Annotated in this window: 23 protein-coding genes and 1 pseudogene; 10 read left to right on the forward strand and 14 right to left on the reverse strand. The window is 49.8% G+C overall.

Annotated elements, in window-relative coordinates:
• Positions 1-25: 25 nt before the first annotated feature.
• Positions 26-511, forward strand: coding sequence for a GNAT family N-acetyltransferase (locus GN208_RS06035; protein WP_004237567.1), 486 nt, complete (start codon positions 26-28; stop codon positions 509-511).
• 13 nt (positions 512-524) lie between these two features.
• Here the strand turns inward: GN208_RS06035 and GN208_RS06040 are convergent, their stop codons facing one another.
• Positions 525-932 carry a hypothetical protein gene (locus tag GN208_RS06040; RefSeq protein WP_015422704.1) on the reverse strand — a complete coding sequence of 136 codons (408 nt, stop codon included), beginning with the start codon at positions 930-932 and terminating at the stop codon, positions 525-527.
• A gap of 143 nt (positions 933-1075) precedes the next feature.
• Positions 1076-2197, reverse strand: coding sequence for a cupin domain-containing protein (locus GN208_RS06045; RefSeq protein ID WP_004237569.1), 1122 nt, complete (start codon positions 2195-2197; stop codon positions 1076-1078).
• A 618-nt stretch (positions 2198-2815) separates the two neighbouring features.
• Between GN208_RS06045 and GN208_RS06050 the strand changes: the two genes are divergently transcribed.
• The gene (locus GN208_RS06050; RefSeq protein ID WP_004237570.1) at positions 2816-3082 is read left to right on the forward strand and encodes a VF530 family protein; all 267 of its coding nucleotides are present in this window, start codon (positions 2816-2818) and stop codon (positions 3080-3082) included.
• A gap of 55 nt (positions 3083-3137) precedes the next feature.
• Here the strand turns inward: GN208_RS06050 and GN208_RS06055 are convergent, their stop codons facing one another.
• Entirely contained in the window at positions 3138-4508 is a 1371-nt protein-coding gene (locus GN208_RS06055; protein WP_243828314.1) for a rhodanese-like domain-containing protein, read from the reverse strand.
• A gap of 8 nt (positions 4509-4516) precedes the next feature.
• Positions 4517-5509 (reverse strand): YeeE/YedE family protein, encoded by a 993-nt coding sequence (locus GN208_RS06060; protein WP_004237572.1) that lies wholly within the window; start codon positions 5507-5509, stop codon positions 4517-4519.
• 540 nt (positions 5510-6049) lie between these two features.
• Between GN208_RS06060 and GN208_RS06065 the strand changes: the two genes are divergently transcribed.
• From GN208_RS06065 to GN208_RS06080, 4 genes are read left to right on the forward strand one after another with little or no spacing between them, the layout of a single operon-like run.
• Positions 6050-8197, forward strand: coding sequence for a TonB-dependent receptor (locus GN208_RS06065; protein ID WP_004237573.1), 2148 nt, complete (start codon positions 6050-6052; stop codon positions 8195-8197).
• 9 nt (positions 8198-8206) lie between these two features.
• Positions 8207-9118, forward strand: a complete 912-nt coding sequence (locus tag GN208_RS06070; protein ID WP_004237574.1) for an ABC transporter substrate-binding protein — start codon at positions 8207-8209, stop codon at positions 9116-9118.
• The gene (locus GN208_RS06075) at positions 9115-10098 is read left to right on the forward strand and encodes an iron ABC transporter permease (protein WP_015422705.1); all 984 of its coding nucleotides are present in this window, start codon (positions 9115-9117) and stop codon (positions 10096-10098) included. Before GN208_RS06070 ends, GN208_RS06075 begins: the two co-directional genes overlap by 4 nt.
• Positions 10095-10841 (forward strand): ABC transporter ATP-binding protein, encoded by a 747-nt coding sequence (locus GN208_RS06080; RefSeq protein ID WP_004237577.1) that lies wholly within the window; start codon positions 10095-10097, stop codon positions 10839-10841. Before GN208_RS06075 ends, GN208_RS06080 begins: the two co-directional genes overlap by 4 nt.
• A 41-nt stretch (positions 10842-10882) precedes the next feature.
• On the opposite strand, the gene GN208_RS06085 is transcribed toward GN208_RS06080, so the two are convergent.
• The 6 genes from GN208_RS06085 to GN208_RS06110 all read right to left on the reverse strand — a co-directional run bounded on the left by GN208_RS06085 (position 10883) and on the right by GN208_RS06110 (position 17485).
• Positions 10883-11983: an alkene reductase gene (locus tag GN208_RS06085; protein WP_036417189.1), complete on the reverse strand. Its 1101-nt coding sequence runs from the start codon at positions 11981-11983 to the stop codon at positions 10883-10885.
• Between the two features lie 76 nt (positions 11984-12059).
• Positions 12060-12656, reverse strand: coding sequence for a TetR/AcrR family transcriptional regulator (locus GN208_RS06090; protein ID WP_004237580.1), 597 nt, complete (start codon positions 12654-12656; stop codon positions 12060-12062).
• Between the two features lie 37 nt (positions 12657-12693).
• Positions 12694-14046 (reverse strand): molecular chaperone, encoded by a 1353-nt coding sequence (gene yegD, locus GN208_RS06095; protein ID WP_015422706.1) that lies wholly within the window; start codon positions 14044-14046, stop codon positions 12694-12696.
• 132 nt (positions 14047-14178) lie between these two features.
• A complete protein-coding gene (locus GN208_RS06100; RefSeq protein WP_004237582.1) occupies positions 14179-15108 on the reverse strand; it encodes a Dyp-type peroxidase in 930 nt (309 codons plus the stop codon).
• 152 nt (positions 15109-15260) lie between these two features.
• Positions 15261-16091, reverse strand: a complete 831-nt coding sequence (locus tag GN208_RS06105; protein ID WP_004237584.1) for a haloacid dehalogenase-like hydrolase — start codon at positions 16089-16091, stop codon at positions 15261-15263.
• A complete protein-coding gene (locus tag GN208_RS06110; protein ID WP_004237585.1) occupies positions 16088-17485 on the reverse strand; it encodes an amidohydrolase in 1398 nt (465 codons plus the stop codon). Before GN208_RS06110 ends, GN208_RS06105 begins: the two co-directional genes overlap by 4 nt.
• Before the next feature lie 140 nt (positions 17486-17625).
• Between GN208_RS06110 and GN208_RS06115 the strand changes: the two genes are divergently transcribed.
• Complete coding sequence (locus GN208_RS06115) at positions 17626-18087, forward strand: DUF1456 family protein (RefSeq protein ID WP_004237586.1); 462 nt, start codon at positions 17626-17628, stop codon at positions 18085-18087.
• A gap of 37 nt (positions 18088-18124) precedes the next feature.
• Here GN208_RS06115 and GN208_RS06120 read toward each other — a convergent pair whose 3' ends face one another.
• On the reverse strand, positions 18125-18730 hold the full coding sequence (locus GN208_RS06120) for a rhomboid family intramembrane serine protease (protein WP_004237587.1): 606 nt from the start codon (positions 18728-18730) through the stop codon (positions 18125-18127).
• Between the two features lie 163 nt (positions 18731-18893).
• Between GN208_RS06120 and GN208_RS06125 the strand changes: the two genes are divergently transcribed.
• A complete protein-coding gene (locus GN208_RS06125; protein WP_004237588.1) occupies positions 18894-20366 on the forward strand; it encodes a TonB-dependent receptor plug domain-containing protein in 1473 nt (490 codons plus the stop codon).
• Here the strand turns inward: GN208_RS06125 and GN208_RS06130 are convergent.
• Positions 20336-20524 (reverse strand): annotated as a pseudogene (locus GN208_RS06130) (LysE family transporter); the annotation flags it as partial. The gene GN208_RS06125 and the pseudogene GN208_RS06130 overlap by 31 nt on opposite strands.
• Positions 20525-20652: 128 nt before the next feature.
• On the opposite strand from GN208_RS06130, the gene GN208_RS06135 reads away from it, so the two are divergent.
• Together GN208_RS06135 and GN208_RS06140 are read left to right on the forward strand one after the other, a co-directional pair.
• Positions 20653-21741, forward strand: coding sequence for an efflux RND transporter periplasmic adaptor subunit (locus tag GN208_RS06135; protein ID WP_004237589.1), 1089 nt, complete (start codon positions 20653-20655; stop codon positions 21739-21741).
• Positions 21738-24824: an efflux RND transporter permease subunit gene (locus tag GN208_RS06140; protein ID WP_004237590.1), complete on the forward strand. Its 3087-nt coding sequence runs from the start codon at positions 21738-21740 to the stop codon at positions 24822-24824. The genes GN208_RS06135 and GN208_RS06140 overlap by 4 nt, the downstream gene beginning before the upstream one ends.
• 73 nt (positions 24825-24897) lie before the next feature.
• Here the strand turns inward: GN208_RS06140 and GN208_RS06145 are convergent, their stop codons facing one another.
• Together GN208_RS06145 and GN208_RS06150 are read right to left on the reverse strand one after the other, a co-directional pair.
• On the reverse strand, positions 24898-25698 hold the full coding sequence (locus GN208_RS06145) for a hypothetical protein (RefSeq protein ID WP_004237591.1): 801 nt from the start codon (positions 25696-25698) through the stop codon (positions 24898-24900).
• Positions 25699-25890: 192 nt separating this feature from the next.
• Positions 25891-26379 carry a RidA family protein gene (locus tag GN208_RS06150; protein ID WP_004237592.1) on the reverse strand — a complete coding sequence of 163 codons (489 nt, stop codon included), beginning with the start codon at positions 26377-26379 and terminating at the stop codon, positions 25891-25893.
• Between the last annotated feature and the right edge of the window lie 38 nt (positions 26380-26417).

A 26417-nucleotide genomic window follows, 5' to 3' on the forward strand; every position in this document is an offset into this window, starting at 1 on the left:
AGAGTATCAAAATAAAAGGAATACTATGCACTTAGAATTTAAACGGCTCACTCAGATAAAACCGGCCGATATTACCGCACTGAACAATCACCCGAAAGTGTTACAGCAAATGCCGCTGGGTAGTCCGGATTTTGATGATGGAAAAAGCCGCAACTGGGCAGAAGAAAAAGACGCTCAGTGGGAAATAAATGGATATGGCCCTTGGGCATTTGTGATCGACGATGTATTTGCAGGCTGGGGAGGGCTTCAGAAAGAAGGTGATGATGCTGACCTGGCGCTGGTACTTCATCCTGATTTCTGGGGAACGGGAAAAATCATCTGTGATGAAATTATCCGCCACGCATTTGATGAAATACACTTAACCAGTATCACCATTTTATTACCATTATCCCGGAAAGTTTCCCGGTTTATAACACGTTACGGATTTCAGCCGGATGGTTCTGTTAACTATGATGGTGTGGATTTCCGGCGATTCCGGTTATTTTCAGATCATACAGATGGACATGATTAAATAACGATAGATTTTATTTGTAATTTATAATCTGATATATAAAGTATCCCGCTGCCAGTGGGATGACAAACGGAATAATGAGCATCAGATACAATCCGCCAAGCCCCCGGGGGCTACTACCATTAATAACATCCTCAAATGTTGATTCTGAAAAATAATGACGAAGGACATCATCACTGCATTTTTTAGCAAACGGAAATAAAGGTAAACAAATGCAGGCATAGATTATCCATAAAAAATGAATGGTTACATTATCATTTAATGAATAAATAAACATGCCAAAAACAAAAAGGCCAAGGCAGGATTTACCCCAAAAATCCCAACTTTTGATAAAAAGACGAATAGGGTGTTTTCTTTTTTTATTTGCTATATGGCGCTGTCTTATTTTTTCTTTTGTATAGTTTCTTCCACTCTTACTCATTGAACTATCTCACAAAAAAGGAAATATTTGGGGATGGACATCCGGCCAATTTATCATGGCTGAGCGTAGTGAACGAGAGGTTTTTGAAACGCGGAGACAAAACACCCGTCAGCGGGTGTTTTATCTTGTCGGGCTGATGTGACTTATTCGTCGAAATACCAATATCCCTGATTGATAAATTCGGTTAATTCCGCAACAAAAACCGGGTTCTCCAGTGCTTCACCGAGCTCATTCACGCCGACTTCGGTTAACCGGCACAATGTATCCGCACCTTTAATTTCGGTGGTCATCCAGCCTTCGGTATTAACGAAGAAATGTTCCCCGATACGCAGAACACGCAGTCCGCTCAGTCGTATCAGTTTTTCACCGGCATTCAGAGCACTAAGTACTTCTTCCGGCTCATACGGCGGTTCCGAAGGTGCAATATCCAGCTCATGGCGCGGGGTAGTTGCAAAACGGCCTAACCACTGTTCGAAATCACCTGGCTTGTTGATCATTTCAATCATCATGGCACGCAGGCGTTCAACCTCATAAGATTCCATTGAACCTGAGTTTTCACGTACTTTCAGGTCAGGGTCGCCATAATTGACGCCACCCAGATCCTGTTCCAGAGCGTAGTCTGCAAAACTGCTCAGCAAATCACGTCCGGTCGGTCCGCGAAAGCCGACAGAATAGTTCATGGTATCTTCGAAGGTGAAACCATCGTGAGGAAATCCCGGCGGAATATACAGAATATCGCCCGGCGCCATTTCCACATCAATTATCGGCTCAAACGGGTCGACATGCAGTAATGCCGGATGTGCGCAGAACTGACGCATGGGAAGGGCGTCACCCACACGCCAGCGACGGCGGCCCATGCCCTGGATAATGAAAACATCATAGTTATCAATATGTGGTCCGACACCACCGCCGGGCACTGAGTAGGAAATCATCAGGTCATCAAGACGCCACTCAGGCAGCACGCGGAACGGTTTTACCAATTCCGCAGCCGGCATATGCCAATGGTTGACAGCCTGTACCAGCAATGACCATCCTTTTTCACCTAACTGGCTGTAGTCCTCAAACGGACCGTGACTCGCTTCCCATTTGTTATCAATGAAGCTGACCAGGCGGCTGTCAACTTCCGGCTCCATAGCCAGGCCGGCCAGTTCATCCGGCGTGATAGGGTCGGCAAAATCAGGAAATGCATTTTTCAGTACAACGGGTTTTTTCTGCCAGTATTTTTCTAAAAATTCAGGCCAGTTAAGATTCAGTTTGTTAACCATGTGACCACATCTATATGAGGAAATAAGCGGATAATTATAGAAGCAATGCGCTGTCATATTTTTGTTTGGGGTCAAGTGCGGGTCAATAACTTTTGCGGGGAGATTCGTGGGCTTATAGTGATTCAGTTGTCGGACGGTCGGAGACAAGAAATCGTTATCCACGATAAATGAACCAGCATGATTTAGCCTGGCGGAATAACAGATTTCGTTATTTCATACTTTAGTTCGCATAATGTATATTATGTTAAACGATATTCATGGGCACCGGCACTCTGATACACGTCACTACCCCAATTTAAATATGCCATCTTTAACGGTAATGGTGGTTTTTGTCAGTAGTAACTGTCCGTGACGGACGGTTATATGGCCCGTTCAAATATTATCACGACTCCGCCAGTAATGGGGTCTATATACAAGGTACAATGGAAAACGGTGCCCTTACCGGCTCAGTTAAACAATTCGATACTGCCGGAAAATTAGTCAGTGAAGGTAAGGTGACTAACGGAAGAATGCAGATCCTGAAGTAATACGGAATGAGTCTGCCGGGAGGGATAATTGTCATACTCCGGCGTTTGCGGTATTCTTCCCGGCTCAGGCAAAATAACAGGATATTCATTCATGACAGCCCACAAATCCAACGATCCGCTGCATGGCGTTACTCTCGAAATGCAGGTTAATGCACTGGTCGAAAAATATGGCTGGGCAAAGCTGGGTAAGTTAATCAATATTAACTGTTTTAAGAATGACCCCAGTGTAAAATCAAGTCTGAAATTTCTCCGCCGCACTCCCTGGGCCCGTACCGAGGTTGAGAATTTATATCTCGATTCACTGGATGATGATGCTGCCAAAAAAACAGACAGCATCTGGCCGGAAGGTCCATGGTAAATAACCAATAATACCGGCTTCCGTTATTTCTGCGGAAACCAGTGTTTCAGTTAAATCAGCTTTTACAGGATTGTCCCAGTTTTTTGATTATTTCACCATAATCATTCAGTGCTGCCGGTTTTTGGCTCTGAATATTATTTAATACCGGTAATGTCGGATCCATCTGCCAGGCATTCCAGCCGCCGTCATAAATCCGGCTGTTTTCCCAGCCCGCCAGTTGGGTCATAAACCAGGAAACACTTGCCCGCCAGCCGGTGCCGCAGTAAAACGCGACCTGGTCTGTCGGTTCAATACCCTGCGTTTTCCATAAAGCAAAAATCTCTTCCGGATTACGTAATGTGCCGTCCGGGTCATAGTAATCGGACATATCATTCGAATTTTTACCGCCGAATCCCCATATTGCCCCGGCCGGTTCACCTTTGCGCGGAATATAGTCATAACCGGAGATTTTGCCGGTATGTTCATCCCATGTCCGGTTGCTGATAAGTTTAAGGCCGGATTTCTGACCCTGTATGGCTTCTGCCGGCATGGCAATAGTGACCTGCGGATTAACCGGAATTTCCGCACCAAAATCCGCAACCGGTACCGGAATATTCAGGGTGGTTTCTGTTGGTAATTCCGCATCAGTCCAGACATTTAAACCGCCGTTCAGGAAACGGACATCCTCAACACCCGCCCATTTCAGCGCCCATAATACCCGCAATGCTGCCATCTGATTTTCAGAATAGACGACAACCGGGGTATCTTTGCGGATCCCGTTTTTCAGCAGATTATTTTTGATAACGTCAGGTTCGGATAAATTCCAGACCGGCGCATTTTCTATCCAGTCGGTATTAAAATGGAAAGCACCTTTAATATGCGTTGCATAGGATTTTGATTGCTCCGCATCCCCCCACGACACTTCAAATATCACCGGTTTTTGATCACTGGTATAACTTTCCGGTTTTTCACCGTTCAGTGCGGCCTGAACCCAGGCGGGAGAAACACTCAGAAAGTAATTCGGGTATTTATCCATCGGCAGATCAGAATTGCTGTACTGGATAAAGGATTTAAATGCCCTGACCTGAAAACCTTTGGCAGCAAATTCAGCAGTAATACGTTCCAGTGAATCCGGGTCACTGTCGTAAAATACCAGGGTTTTTTCTTTGGAAATCCCCTTTTCTTCGACAAACGTATCAAATTTATTCTCATCGATAAAATCCAGCCAGCCGGTCGTAAACTGCATCGCACCTTTAATATGGCCGCCGCGGGCCGCGCCTTTATCTTTAAAACCGAAATATAAACTGTCCGGCCGGGTATCGATAATAATGTATTCCGGATTGTTCAGGTTCTCCGACAATTCTTCAATGCCGATCTCTTTTACCACCGTCTGGTCACAACCTGAGAGTAATAACGGTATCAGAAGAAAGAGTGATTTTGTTTTCATATGTGATCCTATAAACGACATTGCCCTGAACGGAAAAAATAACTGGTGATCCAAACACCAGCCATAATCATGAATGTGGAAATCCATCCCTGCCAGGAGAAATAAGCGGTTGCCACAAGGGAATTCGTGACGGTACAGCCGCCTGCCAGTGTTGCCCCTGCTCCCATAACAATCCCGCCGGTCAGGCGTTTAACGACGGTAATACCATCAGGCGGAAGTCTTAATCTGAATTCTTTGCGGATAACCGCACTTATCATTGAACCGGCGAAAATACCGATAACAAATAAGGTTCCCCAGTTAAAATAACGCTGCTGTCCGGTGATCAGATACTGAATAACATTGCCGGAAGGAACAGCAACGCCATAGCCAAAATTACGTCCGGCCTCAGCACTGAAAACCCAGGCAATAATCCCGAGAATACCGATCAGCATACCGGTAATATTCAGCGGCAGATAATTAAAGCGTCCCTGTGAAGGTGGCGTATAACGGGGATGATAATGCTGATAAATCAGTAATCCGGCGGTGAGAATAATTAAAAACGCGACCAGAAACCACGGAGAGATATCCAGTGTTTTATAAATCGTATCCGGCTGTGCGGGATGCTGTAATAAGGGTTCAAACCAATGTTTCAGGCTGCCTTTCTGAGCGGTCGCCATGGTAACAACAAAGGCAAATAAGGCAATCCAGGTACCGGTTAATCCTTCACCGGAACGAAACCATGCGCCGCTGCCGCAACAACCGGCCAGTACCATGCCCGCACCAAATAAAAGACCACCGGCAAGTGTTGCGGTGATTGGCAGATTTCCTTCCGGTATATGTAATAATCCGGCGGATTCCAGAGCAAAGAAACCTGCGGACTGAATAGTGACCGCAATCAGCAGTGCGGTAAGAAACCGGGTATTTCGCTGGTAAAGAATGTTTCTGAATCCGGAAACAAAACAGAACTGACCTGACTGGAGCAATCCGCCGAACAGGATGCCGATAAATAAACCACTGACCATGAAGAAACCCCGGGGAATAAACAACTGCGTGTATCTGTGAATTTTACCCGCCCCATTATTCGCCGTTATGGCGCAAAATCAAGTTAAGGATAGTTAACCTCTTATCAGATATATCTGCTGTCCCGGCGGTGAACACTCTCTTACCCTGTTCAGACACTAGACGGTAAGGAACACAACGCACTGATAACCGGGACCGTAAATCTTCTGGCGCAACAGAGAATTAAACCGCCAATCCGGAAAAGCGGCAACGCTACCGGTGCCGCCGACTTTTTAACAACGCAGCATATTTTCAACATCTGCTCACCTTTTTTATAATTCACCCATGTGATTATAACGGTTTATTTTCAATTACCTTGACCGCTTTCCCGTTTCGGACTTTTAGTCATATTTTTTAGTGACTTAGCCTTTCCTGTTTTCTTAAGATGAAAACGGATCGCATTAACACTTGATGTTATTTGTTTCAGAAAAGTTGTTTCAGGGAAATTCACCGGTAACAGCCGGTGTTTTGGTCAGGCATTATATAAAAATGAGTTTTTAACAATGAAAATAAACAGCAGGAAACTGGCACTGGTTTCACTGATCCTGTCATATTCACAATTCTCCGCCGGGGCGGAAAATACCGCAAAACAGGATCCGGACAGTGACACACTAATCGTCACCGCTTCAGGGCGTGAAGAACAGCAGCGAAAATCCACCGTTACCACCCAGGTTATCGACAGCGACCAGATTGAACGCTCACGGGCGGAAAGTCTGACCGAATTACTGGCACAGAACAGCGTCGGCTTTTTCAGTGAATGGAGTCCCGGGCAGACATCCATTAATATCCGCGGTGCTGCAACGGATGGTCAGGGAAAAGATTTTGCCGGACAGGTGCTGGTATTAGTTAACGGCCGCCGGGCAGGAACCGCGAACTTATCCAAATTATCACCGAAAGATGTCAGCCGGATTGAAGTTATCCGGGGCCCTTCTTCGGTTATTTACGGCTCCCAGGCGATGGGCGGCGTGATTAATATTTTCCTGAAAAACGGATTAACCGACGAAGGCGGGAAAATCTCAGCAGAAACCGGATCCTGGGGACTGGCACAGACTTACGGCGGCTATGGTTTTCAGAATGATGACGGCGATATTTACGGCTATGTCGGGTTTGAAGCTGGACGCCGCGATGATTACCATTCCGGGAAAGGCGGCCACAAACAGGAAAATACCAACTGGGAACGCTTTGGTTTAAGCGGTAATTTAGGCTGGCAGATCAACGAAAGTAACCTGCTCGATGTGTCACTGCGGACTGACGGTATTTATGACGGCGGTTTCCGGGGATCAACCGGGAATATTTACGCCAAAGATACCCGTTATAACCGTTCAGCGGATGTGGTCTGGAAAAACGGCACTGACGACAGTATTTTCAGAATGAACAGCCACGCCTATTTTGTGCAGGATGTGGATAATTTCCGCTGGGCATCACCGTTAACCGCAAAAACCCGCAGTGATCATAACCGCCGCCAACTGGATATTTACGGCGTGAAATTCCAGCCGGTGATTAAACTCCATGAGCAGAACGATCTGTTATTAGGGGTGGATTACGAATACAGCCGTCTGCGTTCAGAACGGGATCAGGTCAGTGTCAGCGGCAACCCGCTGAAACAATCCGCGCCGTATGATAATAACCAGACTGAAAATCAGTATGCCGTTTATTTTGATGACCGGCAGAGTTTATTTGATGACAGCTGGATAATCCGCGGCGGGATGCGTTATACCTACGGGAAAACCAATTTCGATAAAACACCGAACCTGGATAATCAGTTCACCGGCAGTGCCTCATATAATAAGTTAACCTGGAGTCTCGGTACCAACTATCAGGTCAATGACTGGCTGAACCTGAAATCCTCTGTCGCCACCGGCTACCGTGCGCCGACCGCCACACAGTTGGGCGCGGATTATATTACGCTGTCCGGTACGCAATATCTGGGCAACAGTTCCCTGAAAGCGGAAAGTAACCGTCAGTTTGAAGTGGGCGCGACACTTGGTGATTCCCTGAATTCCGTCGATATTGCCCTGTTCCAAAATACGATTCAGAACAGAATACAGACCAACGTTCTGGCACCGAATGTCTATCAGTACGCCAACAGCGACGATGATATTGTGGTACGCGGGCTGGAAATTAACAGCCGTGCCACCGTTAACCGTGTATTTGACTGGCAGACAGACTGGGATTGGGTCATGCGTTTAAACGGCAGCTGGAATTTCGATATGGAAGATAAAGGCGCCAAAATAACCGCAATCAATAACAGTAATAAAGTTCAGCGCATGTATCAGTATCAGGCGGCGTTTATTAACGAGCTTTATTTTACCAATGCCCGTTATCCGTGGAGCCTCCAGTTACAGGGAATTCTGCGCGGACCGATGTGGTATAAAACAGAGGAAGGAATTATCCCGGATGTCCGCCCTTATTCTTCTTATGTGATGCGCAAAGCGCCGTTTATGGTCTGGAATCTTCAGGCGGATGTGGATATCAGCCAGTCACTGACGCTGTACGGACGGATAGACAATATTCTGGATAAAAACGAGCATCCGGTATTTTTTGCCCTGGATGAAGACCCGTATATTATGCTGCCGTCAAAATCCAACGGCAGTCTGGGAACCTCTATGCCGGGCCGGTCATTTATTGCCGGTGTGACATACCGTTTTTAACCGGCAATAATGAAAGTCCTGATTATAATTATCACTCTGAGCATGGCCCTGTGCCGTGCTCTGCCTGCTTTCAGTATGATGGCGCAATTATCTGCGCCGGTCACGCTGAACGAAAAACCGCAGCGTATTGTGACTATCTTTTCATCAAATACCGAAATTGTGGCGATCCTCGGACTGGCTGACAATATCGCCGGTATTGATGCCTACACCTATTTCCCGGATGAAATCAAAAATAAACCGTTAATCGGCGGCCGCCTCGGGTTTTCCCTTGAGCGGATCATTGAACAGAAACCGGATCTGGTGATTATGACCCCTGCCCGCCAGGCCACGCATCAGTTATTAACACCGCTGCGTAAATTCGGCATTCCTGTGCTGGTGCTGGAGGGAAACAGTATTGAGGAAATTATTCATAATATCCGTCTGGTGGCACAGGTCACCAAAACAACGGAAAAAGGCGAACAGGTGGCGGCAGAAATAGAACAGCGGCTGCACAATGTTCAGCAAAAGCCCGCAGGTTACCGCGCACCAAGGGTCATTATGATCACCGGTCAGGTCAGTAACGGGTTATTACTGGTTGCCAGGCCGCAGGTGTATAAAAAAACACCGGGTTACACCGCCGATTCCATTTTAAAAGCGGGCGGAACCCTGGCGCTGGAGGAATATAAACAGGCCGGACCGGCGCTGAAACAGGTATCTCCGGAAGTGGTTATCGCCGCCGACCCGGATATTATTTTGTACACCATTTCCGGAGACAAAATCCGGGATTTACTGACACTTCCCGGCTGGTCACAAATGAAAGCTGTTAAAAATAATGATATTTATCCGGTCAAAAGTGCGTATGTGCTTATTCCCGGCCCGCGGATTATTGATGGCATTGAATATATGTCTGACATCTTTGAGCAATGGAGCCTGAGACAGTGAAAATAGTCAGTCTGTTACTCATTTTCTTCGCCGCATTTATTTTCTCCGCCTGTGCGGGACATACATGGGAAAGTCCGCTGAAGGTGGTAAGCGCCCTGTTTTACAGTGATGATTTGACATCCCGCTTATTAACAGAATGGCGTTTACCGCGTGTGATTACCGCCGGATTTACCGGCGCATTACTGGGATTAAGCGGTGCCATTTTTCAGGGAGTATTCCGCAATCCGCTGGCAGAGCCGTGGTTATTAGGATCCTCCGGCGGTGCCGCGATCGGCGGAACAGTGGCATTATTAGTGCCGCTCGGATTACCGCTGGCGGTATCGCTGCCGCTGTTTGCCTTCAGCGGCGCACTGGCGGCGATATTTATTGTGTTATCTGTCTCCCGGATTGCCGGTTCACTGGATACCGCCACATTGTTATTAACCGGGGTGGCGGTCAGTGCGGTATTAAATGCCGCCCGTTCGTTTATGATGATGGCATTATCCGATGAAAGTACCAGCCTCCAGGTGGTATTAAGCTGGATTCTGGGCGGAATACAAACTCCGTCCGGAGAAGGTCTGATCATCAGCCTGATATTAACCCTGGCCGCCATTTTATTATCCGTTTATCTGTTATCTGACGGGCTGGATTTAATGGGACTGGACAGAACAATGGCCATGAGTTTCGGTTTATCCGTTGAACGGTTTACCGTGCTGGCCTTAATTGCCGGATCCGCCATTGTGGCAATTGCCGTTTCACTCGGCGGCGTTGTTGGTTTTATCGGGCTGATTGCCCCGCATATTGCCCGCTGGCAGGTCGGTGCCCGTCATAAATATGTACTGCCCGCCTCCGCTGTTATTGGTGCGGCACTGGTGATGTTCTCCGATGCATTATCACGCAGCCTGCTGCCGCCGGGGGAAATACCGCTCGGGCTGATCACCGCCTTTATCGGCGGCCCTTTCTTTATTTATCTGCTGGCGAAACGGGTGAGAAAATCATGATCACAGTGAATAACCTGAATGTCTGCAAACAGGATAAAACAATACTGACGGTTGACTCCCTGCATTTACCCGCCAGAGGCAGCATTGCCCTTATCGGCCCTAACGGCTCCGGTAAATCCACTCTGATAAAGGCATTATCTGGGCTTGACCGGGAAGTATTCAGCGCCGTTACCCTGGACGGAAAAAATATCAGCCGTTATAAGGGAGCGGCGCGGATGCAGAAAATCGGGCTGATCCCGCAGAGTTTTAATCCCTGCTGGGATCAGCGCACAGAGGAATTGATTTCGCTGGCCGCAGAGCGGGCGGCTGACCCGAAAGCCGCAAAAGCATCCGCCTGCCGGAAATATGAATTACAGCCGTTACTGGATAAGCACTGGCATATATTATCGGGCGGGGAAAAAAGCCGGGTATTGACCGCAATGGCACTGATGTGTGATCCGCCTGTGATATTTGCTGATGAACCCGGTGCGGCACTGGATATAAAACACCGCATGCAGCTGATTGAGGATTTAACGGCACAGGGAAAAGAAAAACTGGTGGTGGTGTGTCTGCACGAACTGGATATGGTATTCCGCTATTTTGAATCAGTTATTGTGCTATCACAGGGACAACTGCGCTATTTCGGTTCATCTGCCGCATTGCTGGAATCCTCTTTATTAAATGAAGTCTTTGATGTGGAATTCCGCAAAATAGAGATGGATGGTTACAGTACGGTGTATGCACATACGATTATCCGTCCGTAAAAATAACCCGGCGGCTGTTTTCTGCCGCCGGATTAATGTTTTTATGACATAAACGGATAATCGGTATACCCTTCGGCACCACCGCCGTAGAAGGATTCCGGACGCTGCGGGTTCAGCGGTACTTTTTTCGCCAGACGCGCGGCCAGATCCGGGTTGGCGATATAATCACGGCCAAATGCCACCGCATCAATCAGCCCTTTTTCAATCAGATCTTCTGCTTTTTCCGGGGTATAAGCCCCGGCACCGATAATCACACCACGGAACAGAGAACGAACCTTACGACGGAAATCTTCGCTGTACGGCTTGCCGCCTGCCCAGTCCGGTTCAGACATATGCAGATAGGCGATATTGCGTTTATTCAGTTCCTCAATCAGATACAGGGCATCCGCCTCTTCATCCGGGCCGTTGCTCATATTCTGGAAAGAACCGATTGGTGACACACGGATCCCGATGTGTTCCGGTCCCCACTCTGCACAGACTGCATCCACCACTTCCAGCACCAGACGGGCGCGGTTTTCGCGGCTGCCGCCGTACTGATCGGTACGGTGGTTGGCATCCGGTGATAAGAACTGGTGCAGCAGATAACCGTGAGCGGAATGCAGCTCTGCCATATCAAACCCGGCCTCGCGGGCATTAGCTACCGCCTGACGGAAATCATTCACAATCCCCGGGATTTCACTGGTTTCCAGCGCACGCGGCATGGAAGTATCAACACGGATAGCATGACCGTTTTCATCACGCAGTGAGGTGCGGGTACCGGCACTGATCGCAGACGGTGCTACCGGTGCCTGTTGTCCCGGCTGAATGCTGTTATGAGAAATCCGCCCTGTATGCCACAACTGGACAGCAATGTGGCCGCCTGCGTCATGCACACCGGCCGTGATTTTTTTCCAGGCCGCAATCTGTTCCGGGCTGTGCAGACCCGGCGCACCGGCATAGCCTTTGGCCTGTGCCGAAATCTGAGTGGCTTCCGAGATAATCAGCCCTGCACCGGCACGCTGGCGGTAATATTCACCCATCAGCGGGGTCGGGATATCGCCGGGTTCGATACTGCGCAGCCGGGTCAGCGGCGCCATAAATACGCGGTTCGGTGCGGTAAAGGCGCCCACTTTCAGCGGGGTAAACAGTTTTTTCTGTGACAATGGTTGTTGTGACATAGTAACTCCGGATTAGACCAGTCGACTAGTTTTCAGATAAATAAAAACGCCTGCGAAAAAATTACTCAGGCGCGGTAATCAATGTTTCAACATGCGCCAGTGCACTTTCCAGCGGCGCAGTACTGCGGGAAATTTTTGCCTGCAAATTTGCCCCCAGCCATAATGAATAAAATACCTGTGCGGCGTGCTGCGAATCGCCCTGAAACGTCAGTGAATTTTCTTTTCGTCCGTTTTCCAGGGTTTGTGCCAGCAGCGCAATCACTTTACTGACGCCCTTATCCATCGCGGCATTCATATCTTCCGATAAATCACACACTTCGGCCGATAATTTGACCGTCAGACAGCCCTGAATACGGCTGTGCTGACAGGCATTTTTCAGAATATCGCCGTAATACGCGAGAAAGCGATCACGGTAATTCCCCGGGCCGTGCTCAAAATGACCGGTCAGGCGTTCCAGGTAATCTTCGTAATAGCGTTCCAGCAGAGCTACGCCGAATAATTCCTTGGAGCGAAAATAGTGATAAAACGAGCCCTTCGGCACCCCGGCCGTTTTCAGCAGCTCACTCAGCCCCATGCCGGTAAAGCCGCGCTGAAGACACAGGCGTTCGCCGGTAGCCAGAAGATGTTCGCGGGTATCATGTTCAGTGTGTTTGTTCATGACAATACCTTAATAGACCGACCGGTCTGTTGCAAGTTTATTTAAAACAAATTTCGCCCCAGCGTGCCAGACCGGCGGTTACCGAGCCGAAATCGTTTCCTCTGACCACCGGAATACCCGGTAATTGTGCCTCAATCGCGCGGCATAACACCGGTGAACGGCCTGAACCGCCGGTGATAAAGATAGCATCCGGTGTTGCGCCGCCCTGCTGCACTGCATCATTCACCAGGGAAATCATTTTATCTTTCGGGGAGGAAATCGATTCTTCCATTTCAGCCGCGCTGATGTCTGTTTCCAGCGTTTCACTGAGCAGGCGGATTGCCGCACGATACTCCGGTGAGGCGGAAAGCGCGATTTTTGCCTCTTCCGCCCGGCGGACAATGCTGTAGCCCAGGCTCTGGTTATACACTTCCAGCAGGCGCAGCAGTTTTTCCGGCTCTGCCGCATCCCGCTTCAGTTGCTGTAACAGTGTGAGATTCTGACGGGAGTAGAACTCTTTCTGTGCTTCCACATTATTAATGGCGATCGGGTTCCAGAATTGCATCAGCGGCATTTCGATACCGGAAGCCGCGCGGCTGTTCATCCCGAACAGCGGCATCAGCTGTTTAAAGGCCAGATAGATATCAAGATCGTTTCCGCCGACCCGCTGCCCGCTGTGTGCCAGCAGACTGCCGGTGCGATCGGCCTGACCCCGGTAACCCGGCCCCATGCGGATGAGTGAGCAGTCGGTGGTACCGCCGCCGATATCCACCACCAGCACCGTCTGATCCGTATTCAGTACCGACTCATATTCCAGCCCGGCCGCCACCGGTTCAAACTGAAAGGTAATCTGCTGAAAACCGGCACGTTTTGCCGCCCGCAGAAGAATGGCCTCCGCCTGCTGATTGGCGGTTTCGCCGCCCAGTCCGTGGAAGTTAACCGGTCTGCCGATCACCGTTTCGGTGATAGTTTCCTGTGTTGAACGCTCTGCCTGAGATTTGATATTCGCCATCATGGCGCAGACCAGATCCTCAAAGAAGCTGATTTGCACATCATGCAGCCCGGAAGCACCGAGAAAGGATTTCGGGGATTTGACGTAATACACGTCACGCGGATCATTAAGATAGAGTTCCAGCGCGGCCTGACCGAACAAAATATCCTCCGGCACCAGCTCAATACTTTCTTCGCGGTTAAAGGCGATAGAGCGGCGTAATAACTGTTCGCCGGTATTATCCGACGGCAGAATATCGCGGTGACGGAATAAGTGTTCGGAGACGGATTCGCGTGTCGGTGCACACAGGGTGGACGGAATATAGACATTATCCCCCTCCAGCGGTAATAACACCGGAGTGCCCTCTTTCATCACTGCCACTGAGCAGTTGGATGTTCCGTAATCAAAACCAATAAACATAATGCCTCCGCTGTTTGCCATGCCGGAAAAAAGCCGGAAACTTTACCGCAGACAACGGGGAAATACCAATAAAAAACGCGGAAACAACAGACGGGAAAAGTGATCCGGGAGCGATCCCCCGGATCAGGTCAGTTATTCAACATCATCCAGCATGGCCGGTGACGGAATAAAGAACAGTGTACCGGTCACGGCGGTACTGAATTTCAGTAATTCATCGGTGGCACCGGTTTCTTTTCCGGCAAACATATTTTCCAGCATTCTGCGGGTGGTGGAGAAATAACGGGCGTAGCCGATAAAATAGGTGCCGTGCTCATTTTTGGCCGGGTTGGAGAACGGCATATTGGCGCGGACTATTTTCAGGTCATTGCCCTCTTCGTCCTGAATATTGGTCACCACATTGTGGGAGCCGGGGATTTTCTGCTCATCGGTCAGTTCGACATCATTGAATTTATGACGGCCAATGACTTTTTCCTGATCTTCGGTGCTCAGGCTCTGCCAGGCATCCATATCGTGAATGTATTTCTGCACAAAGGCATAGCTGCCGCCGGCAAATCCCGGATCTTCGTCGCCGATAACCGCATACTCTTTGCGCTCATCCTCAAATTCCGGGTTTTCTGTCCCGTCGACAAAGCCGATAATTGCGCGTCCGTCCATATAACGGAAACCGTGAACTTCATCCTCACAGGTCACTGCACCGCTCAGAGCACGGCTGATAATTGAGCCCAGCTCGTAACAGGCGGACACATTCAGGGCGCGGATATGAAAGAAGATATCACCGGGGGTGGATACGGCGGTAAAGCGCGGTCCCTTAATTGCTTCAAAAGTATTCAGTTCACGGGGTTTGCCCGCATCCGGAAACAGTTTTTGCCACGCATCCGCCCCGAAGCCCATCACACAACTGACTTCCAGTTTCGGAAAGCGGTTACGGATGCTGCGCAGAATACCGGACAGGTTATTACACAGCGTAACAACCGTCTCCCGCGTTTGCGGGGTATCTGTCAGATTAAAAACGAGGAAATAGGAATTCTCACCGGGCGTGTCAGTCACATTTTGGTATTTCATACTTTCTCCATACATTTCTTATTCTGAATAGTATCTGTCGTTATGGTACACCAATTGACAGGCTACGGACGGTGACCGGGCAAAAATATTCTGAACGGACATGTAATACCCGTATTTTATGTGACAGTGTCACCAATAAGGGTTTGCAGATATCAGCGCTTACGGCGGAACAGCTGTAACAGTCCTTTTACGGTCACATCCAGCTGGCTGCCTTCCTCATAGTTTGCGGGTACCACATAATTTGCCCGCTCTTCTGCGATCAGCTTGCCGACCTTGTTCTGTGTTTCCGGGTTGCCCCATTTCTTCTGATCAAACACTGCCAGTGAGAAACCGCCCTGATAACGCACCATCTTCATGGCCGGGATATCGGTATCACCATCACCGAAATAGATCATATGGCGGAACTGCACAGCGCGTTCTTCCTGCTCGATAAAATGATTAACCGCCACATTATCCCACGAGTTATGTATTCCCTTGTTTATCCGGAATAAAAACTGTGTTTTGGTGGTGTAGTTGATAGCCTGAGCGGGCCACTGTGCTGTTTTTCCGTCAGCGGAATAGTGATATTTACAGGCAAAAATATCGCGGAATTCATGGCCGATAGCCGTACCACGAATCATACCGTCCAGTCCGCTGGACAGAATATAGTGTTCCGGGTCCAGCCCCTGCTCATGGGCCCAGGCATTGATCCGGGTGAACCACTCTGTCACCCCGGGAAACAACGGAATCGTCGCACCGTGTTTCTTCAGGTTTTCAATACTCAGTTCCTCTGACTTTTTATTCGCGGCCTTGGCGGCCAGTAATCCCATATAGGAGAGGATTTCGTCGCCGTCATCTGCTTTGGCAAACCGCTTCACTTCCCGCCAGAATGCTTTCGTGTCACTGATACCCAATGCGGGCATCAGCCCGTGTTCCGGACAATCACCTTCAGCCAGGGTGCCGTCAAAATCATAAATCAGCGCACATTTGAGTTTTTCTGTCATTTCACCTCTTCCCCTGAAGCGCGCACGGTTTCACGGACTTTTTCCGCAAGACGCTGTGCATCCTGAATAATTTCATTTTCATTGACGGTCAGTAACTGCCGGTCTTCCATCAGGATCACACCGTCAACAATGGTATGACGGACATTGGCGCCGTTTGCGCCATAAACCAAGGCGGCATACGGACTATACACCGGCACCATATTAGGTGCTTTGGTATCCACCACAATGATATCTGCCAGTTTTCCGGTTTCCAGCGAGCCGATTTTATCATCCATATGCAGTGCACGGGCCGATCCCTTGGTCGCCATTTCAACCACGGTCAGCGGCGGCATGGCCGCGCGGTTTTTGGTTTCCAGTTTATGGATTTTACCGACCAGATTGAGTTCATTCATGGTGGTTAATGTATTGGAGGACATCGGCCCGTCGGTACCGAGACCGGTGCGGATCCCTTTTTCCAGCATTTGCGTGACCGGTGCCACACCTTTGGCGGATTTGGTGTTGGCACTGATATTGTGTGCCACCCCGACATCATATTTTTTCAGCAGATCCAGGTCATTATCATCGGCCATAATGACATGTGCCGCCAGCAGGCGGTTATTCAGCACGCCGATATCCGCCATATACTGTACCGGGCTTTTCCCGCCGGTGCGTTTGGCTATCTCTTCTTTTTCGCGATCCGTTTCCGCCAGATGGATCATCACCGGTACATTCAGCTCTTCAGACAGTGCCGCGATTTTCTGTAAGTTTTCAGTGGTATTGGTATACGGGGCATGCGGGGCAAATGCCGGTGTGATGCGCGGATGATCTTTGTATTTATGGATAAAGCGCACCGCATACGCGATCCCTTCTTCCGGCGTCTGTGCATCCGCAACCGGGAAATTAATGATGGTCTCACCCAGCACGGCGCGTAAACCCGCCTTATCTACGGTCTTCGCAACCTCATCTTCGAAATAATACATATCCGCATAGGTGGTCACGCCGCCTTTAATCATTTCGATATTGGCCAGATTGGCACCGGTGCGCACCATATCGCGGGAAACCAGTTTATTTTCCAGCGGGAAAATATAGCGGTGCAGACGATCCGGCACATCATCCCCGAGAGAGCGGAAAACCGTCATTGAGCCGTGAGTGTGGGTGTTTATCAGCCCCGGCATGACAATATCGCCTTTTACATCCAGCACTTTCTTTGCCTGATATTTCGCTGTCAGCTCAGGGCCGCCGACGGCGACAATTTTTCCGTCACTGACCACCACGGTACCGTGTTCAAACACCGTATTTTCCGGGTTCATGGTCAGCACAGTGCCGTCCGTTATCATCAGGTCTGCCGGGTCGGCAGCATAAGCGGAGCAGGCAGCTGCAAGCAGTGTGGTGGCAAACGCGCGGGACAATGACATAGTAACCTCATGACTGAACGGAAAAACCTACTATATCACCGCCATTAATTCACTTCCAACCAGCGGATTTCATTGAAATGCGGACGGATAATCACTAGTATTGCAGGGTTTATAACTCCTTCCATGGATAACCCCTGTTTATGCTGAATAACTATGTTCTGCGCAGTGTCCGCTACATGCTGGATCTGAGTGACGCAAAAATGGCCGAAATCACCGGACTTGCCGGATTAACTGTCACCAAAGCGCAGATGAGCGACTGGCTGAAAAAAGAAGATGAAGCGGATTATCAGCTTTGTGATGATAATGTGACCGGTCATTTTCTCAACGGACTGATTATTTTCCGCCGCGGCAAAGATGAAAGCCGCCCGGTACCGGCGGTAGATGCCCGTCTGACCAACAATATTATCCTGAAAAAATTGCGCGTTGCGTTTGAACTGAAGGATACGGATATGGCTGATATTTTTCAGCGTGCCGACTTCCGGGTGTCAAAACCGGAAATCAGCGCTCTGTTCCGCAATCCGGATCATAAAAATTACCGCGACTGCGGTGATCAGCTGCTGCGTTATTTCCTGAAAGGTCTGACATCCCGCATCCGCGGCTGACAGATTATGATGCCGGGTGTTATCACCCGGCAGAGTGTTATACCGGTTTGTTATTCTGTTTCTGCTTGCGGTATTGCAGCCAGCCGAATAAAACCCCGGCGGCGGCACCGCTCAGATGGGATTCAACTGAGACGAATTGCTGTCCCGGAAACAGTCCGCTGATCATGCCGCCGTAATAAATCAGCACCACAATGCCGATAATAATATCCAGTGGTTTGCGGCGGAAAATCCCCTGATAAATCAGTAACGCCCACAGACCGAATATCCAGCCGCTCGCCCCGACATGTACGGCCGTCCGCCCGAATAACCAGACCAGTAATCCGCCGACGATAATAATAAACAGGGACGCCTTAATATAATGTTTCACTGACGGGATCATCAGTAACACACTGAGAATTAACAGCGGTGGCAGGTTACTGAATAAATGCCCCCAACTGCTGTGAATAAAAGGTGCAAGGAAAATACCGAACAGCCCGTTAACCGTACGCGGCTCAATACCCAGCGCAGTTAATCCCCCGCCGGTCAGTGTGGTCAGTAACTGTACCGCCATTAAAAACAGCACAAAATACAGCCCGTTTCTCAGATAGATTTTTATACCGCTCTGCGCAGGCTGTTCTGTGTTATCGATAGTGTTTTTTGTCATTTCCCGGTCCGTTGGGTGATGGAGTCCGCCCCACTATAGCGAAATTTTGTGTCCCTTCCATCCTGATTTTTTAAATGCAAATGAAAACAATTACCACCATTATTGACTGATGGTCGGTCAATGTATATGCTGCCGCTGTTCTGATCAACTGAGAAAAACCCTCATGCGCCGATTACTGAGTTCTTACCCTGTCGTTATTACATCTGTTTTTTCTGCCTCTTTGCTGTCTGCTCCGTCTGTTTCAGCGGAACCGGACGATGTGGTGTATGTCACCGCTGCGGATGATGTTCATTATGAGCCGCACGGTTATGGTGCCCTGCGTCAGTCCTCGGCAACAAAAGGCTCCGCCGCACTGGCGGAAACGCCGCAGTTTGTATCAGTGATCCGCCGTGATCAGCTCGATACCCTGCCGGCTGAGTCCCTCAGCAAAGCGCTGCGCTACAGCGCCGGGGTGGCCAGTGAAAAATTCGGGGGCTTCGGCAATAGCATTGATTTTTCGAAAATGCGCGGGTTTGATGCGGATTATTATCTCGACAGCCTGCGGGTCGCGGGTAACAGCGGGAGCTGGGGTGCACAAATTGATTCCTGGCTGCTGGAGAGCGTCGAAGCGGTTCACGGCCCGTCGTCTGCCCTGTATGGTCAGGGCGGTGCCGGTGGTGTGATCAACATGCAGTCGCGGCTGCCCCGGGCGGAGGAATCCCATCAGATTCAGTTTCAGAGCGGAAATTATGATAACAATGCGCTGCGCTTTGACAGCACCGGCGCACTGAATGAGGATGAAACCTGGCTTTACCGGATGACCGGCTCGGCAGCATCGTCCGGTTCACAGATTGAAAATACTAAACAGTCCCGTTACCTGATAGCACCGTCCATCACCTGGCAACCTCTGAATAACCTGAGCTGGACAGTGGCCGGTGTCTATCAGCATGACCCTTATGTCGGTTACTACAACACCCTTCCCGCCGCTGCTCTCGGCCTGTTGCCGTCGCCTTATGGCTCTCTTGACAGGCACCGCAACTACAGTAATCCTGATCATGAAAAATCGGGCCGGACACAGCAATCCATTACTTCGCTGGTCAGCTGGCAGGTATCGTATTCACTGACACTGAAACAGAACCTCCGCTATGCGGATGTGAAAACGCATATCCGCCGTGATTTTACGCGCGGATTTGTGCAGGATAACCGCCTGCTGACAGCGGTGTATCAGGATTCCCCGTCCCGGGCCAGAACCCTGGCAGCACATAACCAACTGATTTACAAAACCCTCACCGGCCCGGTATCCCATGAAATTCTGACCGGCTTTGATCTTCAGACCGGTAAGCTGGATAAGGACTGGTCAGGCTCGCAAACGGTAACATTTGATCCGTACGGTTCTCACTACCGCCCGCAGTTTACGCCGCACATGACATCATCCACCTCCACCGGACAGACTTACCGGCGCTATGGTGTTTATATGCAGGATCATCTGCGCTGGCAGCAATGGAGCCTGATTTTAAGCGGCCGTTATGATGATTCCTCACTGAAAACCACCAACAACCTCAGCGGAACAACACAAAACAGTGATACCTCAGTTTACAGCCACCGTGCGGGGCTGACCTACACCTTCACCAGCCCGAATAATCCCAGCCCCGAGTAAATCGCATTGCCCAGCACCACGCCGTAACCGCAGGTCAGCCCCGCTTTTTGTCCGGAACTCAGTGTGGTCTGCACCACAATAAACAGATTTGCCCCGGGATTGAAAAAAGTCAGGACAAACAAAAAAAGCGTGACGGCAATGCTGTGCAGCGGATCCATAACGGGGTTCTCCCCGGAAAAGCTTAATTCAGCTTAACGAAAAATCGCGGCTTAACGCGGGTTTAAGGAAAATTAGACTATTTAGTTTATTTTAGCGGGCAATGCTTCCGGACGGAAATTGTACCACGATGAAAAACCGTATTTTGATAGTAACCACACTCTTTTTATTTTCTGTATCACCTGCCGGCCTGGCAGATGATGTGCGGGTCAGTGTGACGCATCCGCAAATAATCCGCTCTGCACCGGTCATTACCTTGCCGGGAAAATTTGTGGCCAGAAATGAAATTGCTATCGGCTCGCCGCTGCAGCAACAGACGGTGACGGCAGTATTTGCTGAGGAAGGTCAGCCGGTGGAGAAAAATCAGTTGCTGGCAACCCTGGAATCCCCTTTGCAAAGTGCCGCTGTCCGGCAGTTGCAGGCAGAAACGGAAAAAGCAGCCGCGTATATCCGGCAGCAAAGTGTGCTGGCGGCGCAATCTCAGCGTGATCTGACCCGGATGACAAAACTCGCCCGCAGCGGCGTTATTTCCGCCAGTGAATTTGAAAAAGCCAAATCAGACACCCAGGCCCAGCGGGCACTGGTTGATGCCGGGCAGGCAGAACTGCGTCAGTTACAGGCGCAACTGGCACGGGAAAAAAGCCAGGAGGATAAATCAAAAATCTATGCTCCGGCCGCTGGGATTATCAGTGAGCGCCACGCGGTACAGGGCATGCTGTCTGATAACACCCTGCTGTTTAAGCTGATCGAAAACGGTGAGATCGAATTTGAGGCTACTGCGGGGGCTGATGAACTGGCGCAAATGCAGGAAACGTCGGCAGTCACGATGAAAACGGCCAACAACCGGCAACTGAACGGCACTGTCCGGTTTATTTCACCGGTACTTTCCTCTCTGACACAGTCCGGCCGTGTACGGGTCACTGTTACGGACGGCGCTGATTTACGGCAGGGACAGACCGGCGTACTGACATACACGGCCGCGCCCCGTGAGTATCAAAGCCTGCCTTACAGTGCGGTACGCACCGGTGCGAAAGGTGAACGCACAGTGTTTATCGTGAAAAATAACAAAGTGATGCAGCAGCCGGTGCAGACCGGCGCTATTGATAACGGGCAGATTACTGTCCTCAGCCCGCTTCCGCCGGATGCGGATGTGGTGGTCAATGCGCAGGCATTTTTAACTGATAATGACACCGTCACACCGGTGAAGGCCGCACAATGAAATTACAGCTTTCCTCATGGGCTATCACCCGTCCGGTTCCGGTCATTGTTATTTTTCTGGCGCTGACCATTGCCGGGTTATTTTCTTTTGCACAATTGCCGGTAACAGCCAATCCGGTGATTAACTTCCCGATTGTGACAGTGACGGTCACTCAGGACGGCTCCTCGCCGTCAGAGCTGGAAAATGCGGTGACCAAACAGGTCGAACGGGCCGTTTCCGGCATTCCCGGCATCCGTCATATTTCGTCTTCCGTAACAGAAGGTATTTCCTCAACTACGGTGGAATTTAACCTCGATGTTGATCCGTATATTGCCACTAATGATGTCCGCGAGCAGATCTCACAAATTCGGGGAGAACTGCCGCAAAGCATTGATGAACCGCTGATTAACCGGATAGACGTCGAAGGCGGTGCCATACTGCGCTACGCCGTATCATCCGATACCGTTCCGGCAGCCGATCTTTCCTGGTTTATTGATGACACCATCAGTAAGCAGCTGATTATGTTACCCGGCGTTCAGAAAGTCAGCCGTCAGGGCGGCGCTGACCGGGTGATCCGCATTGAACCGGACGCGGACAAACTCTCTGCCCTGAATCTGTCGGTGGTTACTGTGAATGAATGGCTGCGCGGTGTGCATCAGAACGCGGCAGGTGGCTCATCGCAGTATAATTCGCTGGCCCATACCATCCGTGTACTGGGTGAAAAAACAACGGCTGATGATATTAAAAGCATTCAGTTGCCTGCTGAAAATGAGCAATGGATAAAACTGGGTGATATTGCGGAGATCTATAACGGACAAAAAACCACCCGCAGTATTTCTCAGCTCAATGGCCGTGATGTGGCCGGGTTTGCTGTATTCCGCGCCAAAGGTGCCAGTGATACCGCCGTGGCGGAACAGGTAAATGCCGCCCTGACGGAGATCGCCGCCAAACATCCGGAACTGACGATTGAACTGATCTCATCCACCGTTACTTATACCGAATCAAGCTATCAGCTGACGATTAAAACCCTGCTGGAAGGGGCATTCCTGACCATCGTGATTGTCTTTTTCTTCCTGAAAAGCTGGCGGGCAACCCTGGTTGCGGCAGTGGCGCTGCCGTTATCCATATTACCGGCATTTTTTGTGCTGGCACTGTTTGATTACAGTCTCAACAGCATCACCCTGCTTGCACTGACACTGGTTATCGGGATCCTGGTTGATGACGCGATTGTGGAAATCGAGAATATCCAGAAATACATTGAGCGCGGTGAGCGCCCGTATCTTGCTGCACTCAAAGCCTCTGATGCTATTGGTTTTGCGATTGTTGCGATCACACTGACCATTGTGGCGGTTTTCCTGCCGGTCAGTTTTATCGGCGGATTTGTCGGCAAATATTTTGTGCCGTTCGGAGTGACGGTATCTGCGGCGGTGTTCTCATCTCTGCTGGTTGCACGGCTGGTTACGCCGCTGATGGCCGCGTATATCCTGTTACCGTCAAAGAAACCGCATCCGGAATCAGCCGTACCGCGCTGGATAGAAAAATACACCGGGTTGTTATCTGCAACACTGAAACATCGGAAAACCGCACTGGCGCTGGCATTAGTATTTCTGGTGGGTTCTGTGGCTTCCGTGACCCGGCTGCCTGTCGGCTTTATGCCGGAGGGCGATATCAGTGTGACACAGATTGAAGTGGAACTGCCGCCCGGCACGCCGGTTGAGCAGACACAGCAACGCCTGCGGACACTGACAAAATCCCTGAAAGACCGGCCGGAGATAAAATCCGTTTATACCATTGCGGGTGTGGCGGATGATGCGGATGGTATCGCGCAGCATAAGGGGGAAATCATTCTGACACTGGTTGATCCCGGTGACCGTGAACTGTCACAGAAGGAATTTGAGCACGCAATCGCCCCGCTGTTCAGTGAACTGCCGGATGCCCGTTATAACTTCAGCAACAGTAACGGCGGCAAAGAGTTTTCGCTGGTTTTCACCGGCACAGACCCGGCTGAACTGGAAAGTGCCATGCAAAATCTGCGTAACGGTATTGCCCGCCTGCCGGGATTCAGTAATGTGCAGGTGATAAAACCGCTGCTGCGCAAAGAGCTGATTGTCACACCGCGTCCTGACGGCCCCGGGCGGACCGGCGTGAGTGTCAGTGAAATCGCCGACACGCTGCGGATCGCGACCATGGGGGAATCAGGCTCCCGCAGTGCCAAATTCAATCTGCCGGACAGACAACTGGCATTACAGGTGGTACTGCCTGAATATCAGCGGAATGATATCCGTGTGCTGAATGATTTATCCGTACGAAGCACGGCTCAGGGAAATGTACCGCTGAAAGCGGTGGCAACCATTGATTTCAGTGATGGGCCGGCACAAATCGACCGGATAAACCGCGCCCGGAAAATGTCGGTGGAAGCTAATCTGACCGGTTTATCACTCGGTGAAGCACTGAATGCAGTGATGGCGCTGCCGGAGTATCAGAACCTCCCGGCGACAGTGTCACAACTGGAATACGGCGATATGGAATATATGAATGATATGTTTATGCGTTTCAGCAGTACCATACTGTTCAGTATTCTGCTGGTGCTGGCGATTCTGATTGTGCTGTTTAAAGATTTTCTCCAGCCGGTCACCATTCTCGCCGCCCTGCCGTTTTCTGTCGGCGGCGCGATTATCGCTCTCGTACTGTATGGGGCAATGATCGATCTGCCGGTGATTATCGGCATTCTGATGCTGATGGGCATTGTGACAAAAAACTCCATTCTGCTGGTGGAATTTATCCTGGAAAAAGAGCGCGCCGGGCTCAGCCGTGAACAGGCGGTAAAAGACGCGGGACGCGAGCGGATCCGCCCGATAATTATGACCACATTTGCCATGATTGCCGGCATGATCCCGCTGGTACTGACGTCCGGCGCAGATGCGGGGTTCCGCGCGCCGATGGCGATTGCGGTTATCGGCGGGCTGATAAGCTCCACTATTCTCAGTCTGTTGTTTGTACCAGTGATTTACACCTTTATCGATGATCTGAAAAAAGCATTATTACCACGTCTGGCAAAACTGACCTCCGTCACCAAAGCCGACCGGGATGTGAAGGAGTGGTAAAGTCCCGCTGCGAACAATAAGTAATTTACTGGTTGTTCGCAGCTTTAACACAGTAAAACCAGGAATATAAAGTTTATCCCTGATTATAACGACCCCGGAATAAGGTTTCCCCCTCTGCACCATTACTGTCAAGGGCAACCAAACGTACTTCTGTGCGGATATTTTTACCTACGGATTCAAAACGGATATGAATCGGCTCAAGGTTAATTGATGCGGTGGTAAAGGTATCCTCATAGTACAATTTATACCCGGCAGCAAAGGCAGTGAGGTCACCTTTACGAAACATGATACAGGTAGATGTGCTGCCGTGAAAAATAACAAAACCTTGTAATGGTTTATTTTCGCCGTCTTTTTCAAAAATTGTGACCGGCTGACTGCGGTCATTCAGCCCGGATAAAACCACACCGTCATATTCACCCATTTTAACCGTCAGGCCGATCGCATTATTGGCGGAATCAACAGGTAAATCCGTATATTTTTTGCCGCCGATGACAGCCTGATAATTATTATAACGGGTAACACTGCCTTCTTCGAACACAACCCGGGTTTGTGTTCCGGAATTGTCTATTTTGCCGCCGAATGGTTTAATTTCGGTTCCTTCCAGATAAACGGTCTCACTGGCTTCAGAACCCCGCGAACCATATATCCCGATCCGGCTGTTCCATACGATATCCTCTTCTGCCGGAACCAGAATTATATTTTCGCTGTCAATCTGTTCAGGTGACTGCCAGGTAATACCTTCAATAACAATATCATACTGGTCATAATAGCTCAGTTTCCCTTCCGGAAATTTTATCCCTTTACGCCATACCCCATTGTACTGATAATCCGTCAAATATCCGTTACGCGGTTTTTCAGAATTTGCTGTGGTCATTCTTATTTCTCCGAAGTATTCCGGCAATATGTCCGGGCTTCTTTTTTACATCAGAATAAGGTACAGGACAGTTCTATAATTTAACCACGGGGTATCCGGAATGCATCAGGCCGGATAATGTTCTGATATCAGGTAATAAAAAACGGGTTTGCCCCTTCCGGAGGCAAACCCGCTGTTAACGCGCTGATACCATTACGGACGAACAGCTGTCACTTCGATCTCTACACGCCATGCCGGGTTTGCTAATTTAGAAACCTGAACAGTGGTACGCGCCGGTAATATGTTACCGGAATCTTTGTCGTTGTAATATTTGGAGTAACCGGCCATAAAGCCCGCGAAATCCATATTACCGTCAGTCTCTTCGCCGCCGACCAGGAATACCTGCATTTTCACCACATCCTTCATTTCCAGACCTAAGCCAGCCAGGTGCGCCTTGATCTGTTCCATGATATTGATGGTCTGTGCTTCAGTATTGCCGTATGACGCCAGAACACCTTCCGGTGCGTCTTTGGAAATTTTGGTCGGTACTTTACCGCTGAGGAAAATAATATTTTTGCTGCTGCTGATTTCCACAGATTCAGAGATAGGCATACCGTTCAGTTTATGATGAACAACACCTTCTGACGCGTGAGCCGCGCCCCAGACCAGCGGAAGAGCTAACAGTAAACTTTTGTAACGCATATTAAGCCTCTTAATAGTATCAACGTAAGTAATCAGAA

It is taken from the genome of Morganella sp. HSTU-ASny43 (genome assembly GCF_022819185.1).
In the GTDB taxonomy this organism is placed as follows: Bacteria; Pseudomonadota; Gammaproteobacteria; order Enterobacterales; family Enterobacteriaceae; genus Morganella; species Morganella morganii.

Excerpts from the sequence above, each read along its gene's own strand:
- GN208_RS06035 (WP_004237567.1), top strand. The coding sequence starts at position 26 with ATGCACTTAGAATTTAAACGGCTCACTCAGATAAAACCGGCCGATATT.
- GN208_RS06040 (WP_015422704.1), bottom strand. The coding sequence starts at position 932 with ATGAGTAAGAGTGGAAGAAACTATACAAAAGAAAAAATAAGACAGCGC.
- GN208_RS06045 (WP_004237569.1), bottom strand. The coding sequence starts at position 2,197 with ATGGTTAACAAACTGAATCTTAACTGGCCTGAATTTTTAGAAAAATAC.
- GN208_RS06050 (WP_004237570.1), top strand. The coding sequence starts at position 2,816 with ATGACAGCCCACAAATCCAACGATCCGCTGCATGGCGTTACTCTCGAA.
- GN208_RS06055 (WP_243828314.1), bottom strand. The coding sequence starts at position 4,508 with ATGAAAACAAAATCACTCTTTCTTCTGATACCGTTATTACTCTCAGGT.
- GN208_RS06060 (WP_004237572.1), bottom strand. The coding sequence starts at position 5,509 with ATGGTCAGTGGTTTATTTATCGGCATCCTGTTCGGCGGATTGCTCCAG.
- GN208_RS06065 (WP_004237573.1), top strand. The coding sequence starts at position 6,050 with ATGAAAATAAACAGCAGGAAACTGGCACTGGTTTCACTGATCCTGTCA.
- GN208_RS06070 (WP_004237574.1), top strand. The coding sequence starts at position 8,207 with ATGAAAGTCCTGATTATAATTATCACTCTGAGCATGGCCCTGTGCCGT.
- GN208_RS06080 (WP_004237577.1), top strand. The coding sequence starts at position 10,095 with ATGATCACAGTGAATAACCTGAATGTCTGCAAACAGGATAAAACAATA.
- GN208_RS06090 (WP_004237580.1), bottom strand. The coding sequence starts at position 12,656 with ATGAACAAACACACTGAACATGATACCCGCGAACATCTTCTGGCTACC.
- yegD (WP_015422706.1), bottom strand. The coding sequence starts at position 14,046 with ATGTTTATTGGTTTTGATTACGGAACATCCAACTGCTCAGTGGCAGTG.
- GN208_RS06100 (WP_004237582.1), bottom strand. The coding sequence starts at position 15,108 with ATGAAATACCAAAATGTGACTGACACGCCCGGTGAGAATTCCTATTTC.
- GN208_RS06105 (WP_004237584.1), bottom strand. The coding sequence starts at position 16,091 with ATGACAGAAAAACTCAAATGTGCGCTGATTTATGATTTTGACGGCACC.
- GN208_RS06110 (WP_004237585.1), bottom strand. The coding sequence starts at position 17,485 with ATGTCATTGTCCCGCGCGTTTGCCACCACACTGCTTGCAGCTGCCTGC.
- GN208_RS06115 (WP_004237586.1), top strand. The coding sequence starts at position 17,626 with ATGCTGAATAACTATGTTCTGCGCAGTGTCCGCTACATGCTGGATCTG.
- GN208_RS06120 (WP_004237587.1), bottom strand. The coding sequence starts at position 18,730 with ATGACAAAAAACACTATCGATAACACAGAACAGCCTGCGCAGAGCGGT.
- GN208_RS06125 (WP_004237588.1), top strand. The coding sequence starts at position 18,894 with ATGCGCCGATTACTGAGTTCTTACCCTGTCGTTATTACATCTGTTTTT.
- GN208_RS06135 (WP_004237589.1), top strand. The coding sequence starts at position 20,653 with ATGAAAAACCGTATTTTGATAGTAACCACACTCTTTTTATTTTCTGTA.
- GN208_RS06140 (WP_004237590.1), top strand. The coding sequence starts at position 21,738 with ATGAAATTACAGCTTTCCTCATGGGCTATCACCCGTCCGGTTCCGGTC.
- GN208_RS06145 (WP_004237591.1), bottom strand. The coding sequence starts at position 25,698 with ATGACCACAGCAAATTCTGAAAAACCGCGTAACGGATATTTGACGGAT.
- GN208_RS06150 (WP_004237592.1), bottom strand. The coding sequence starts at position 26,379 with ATGCGTTACAAAAGTTTACTGTTAGCTCTTCCGCTGGTCTGGGGCGCG.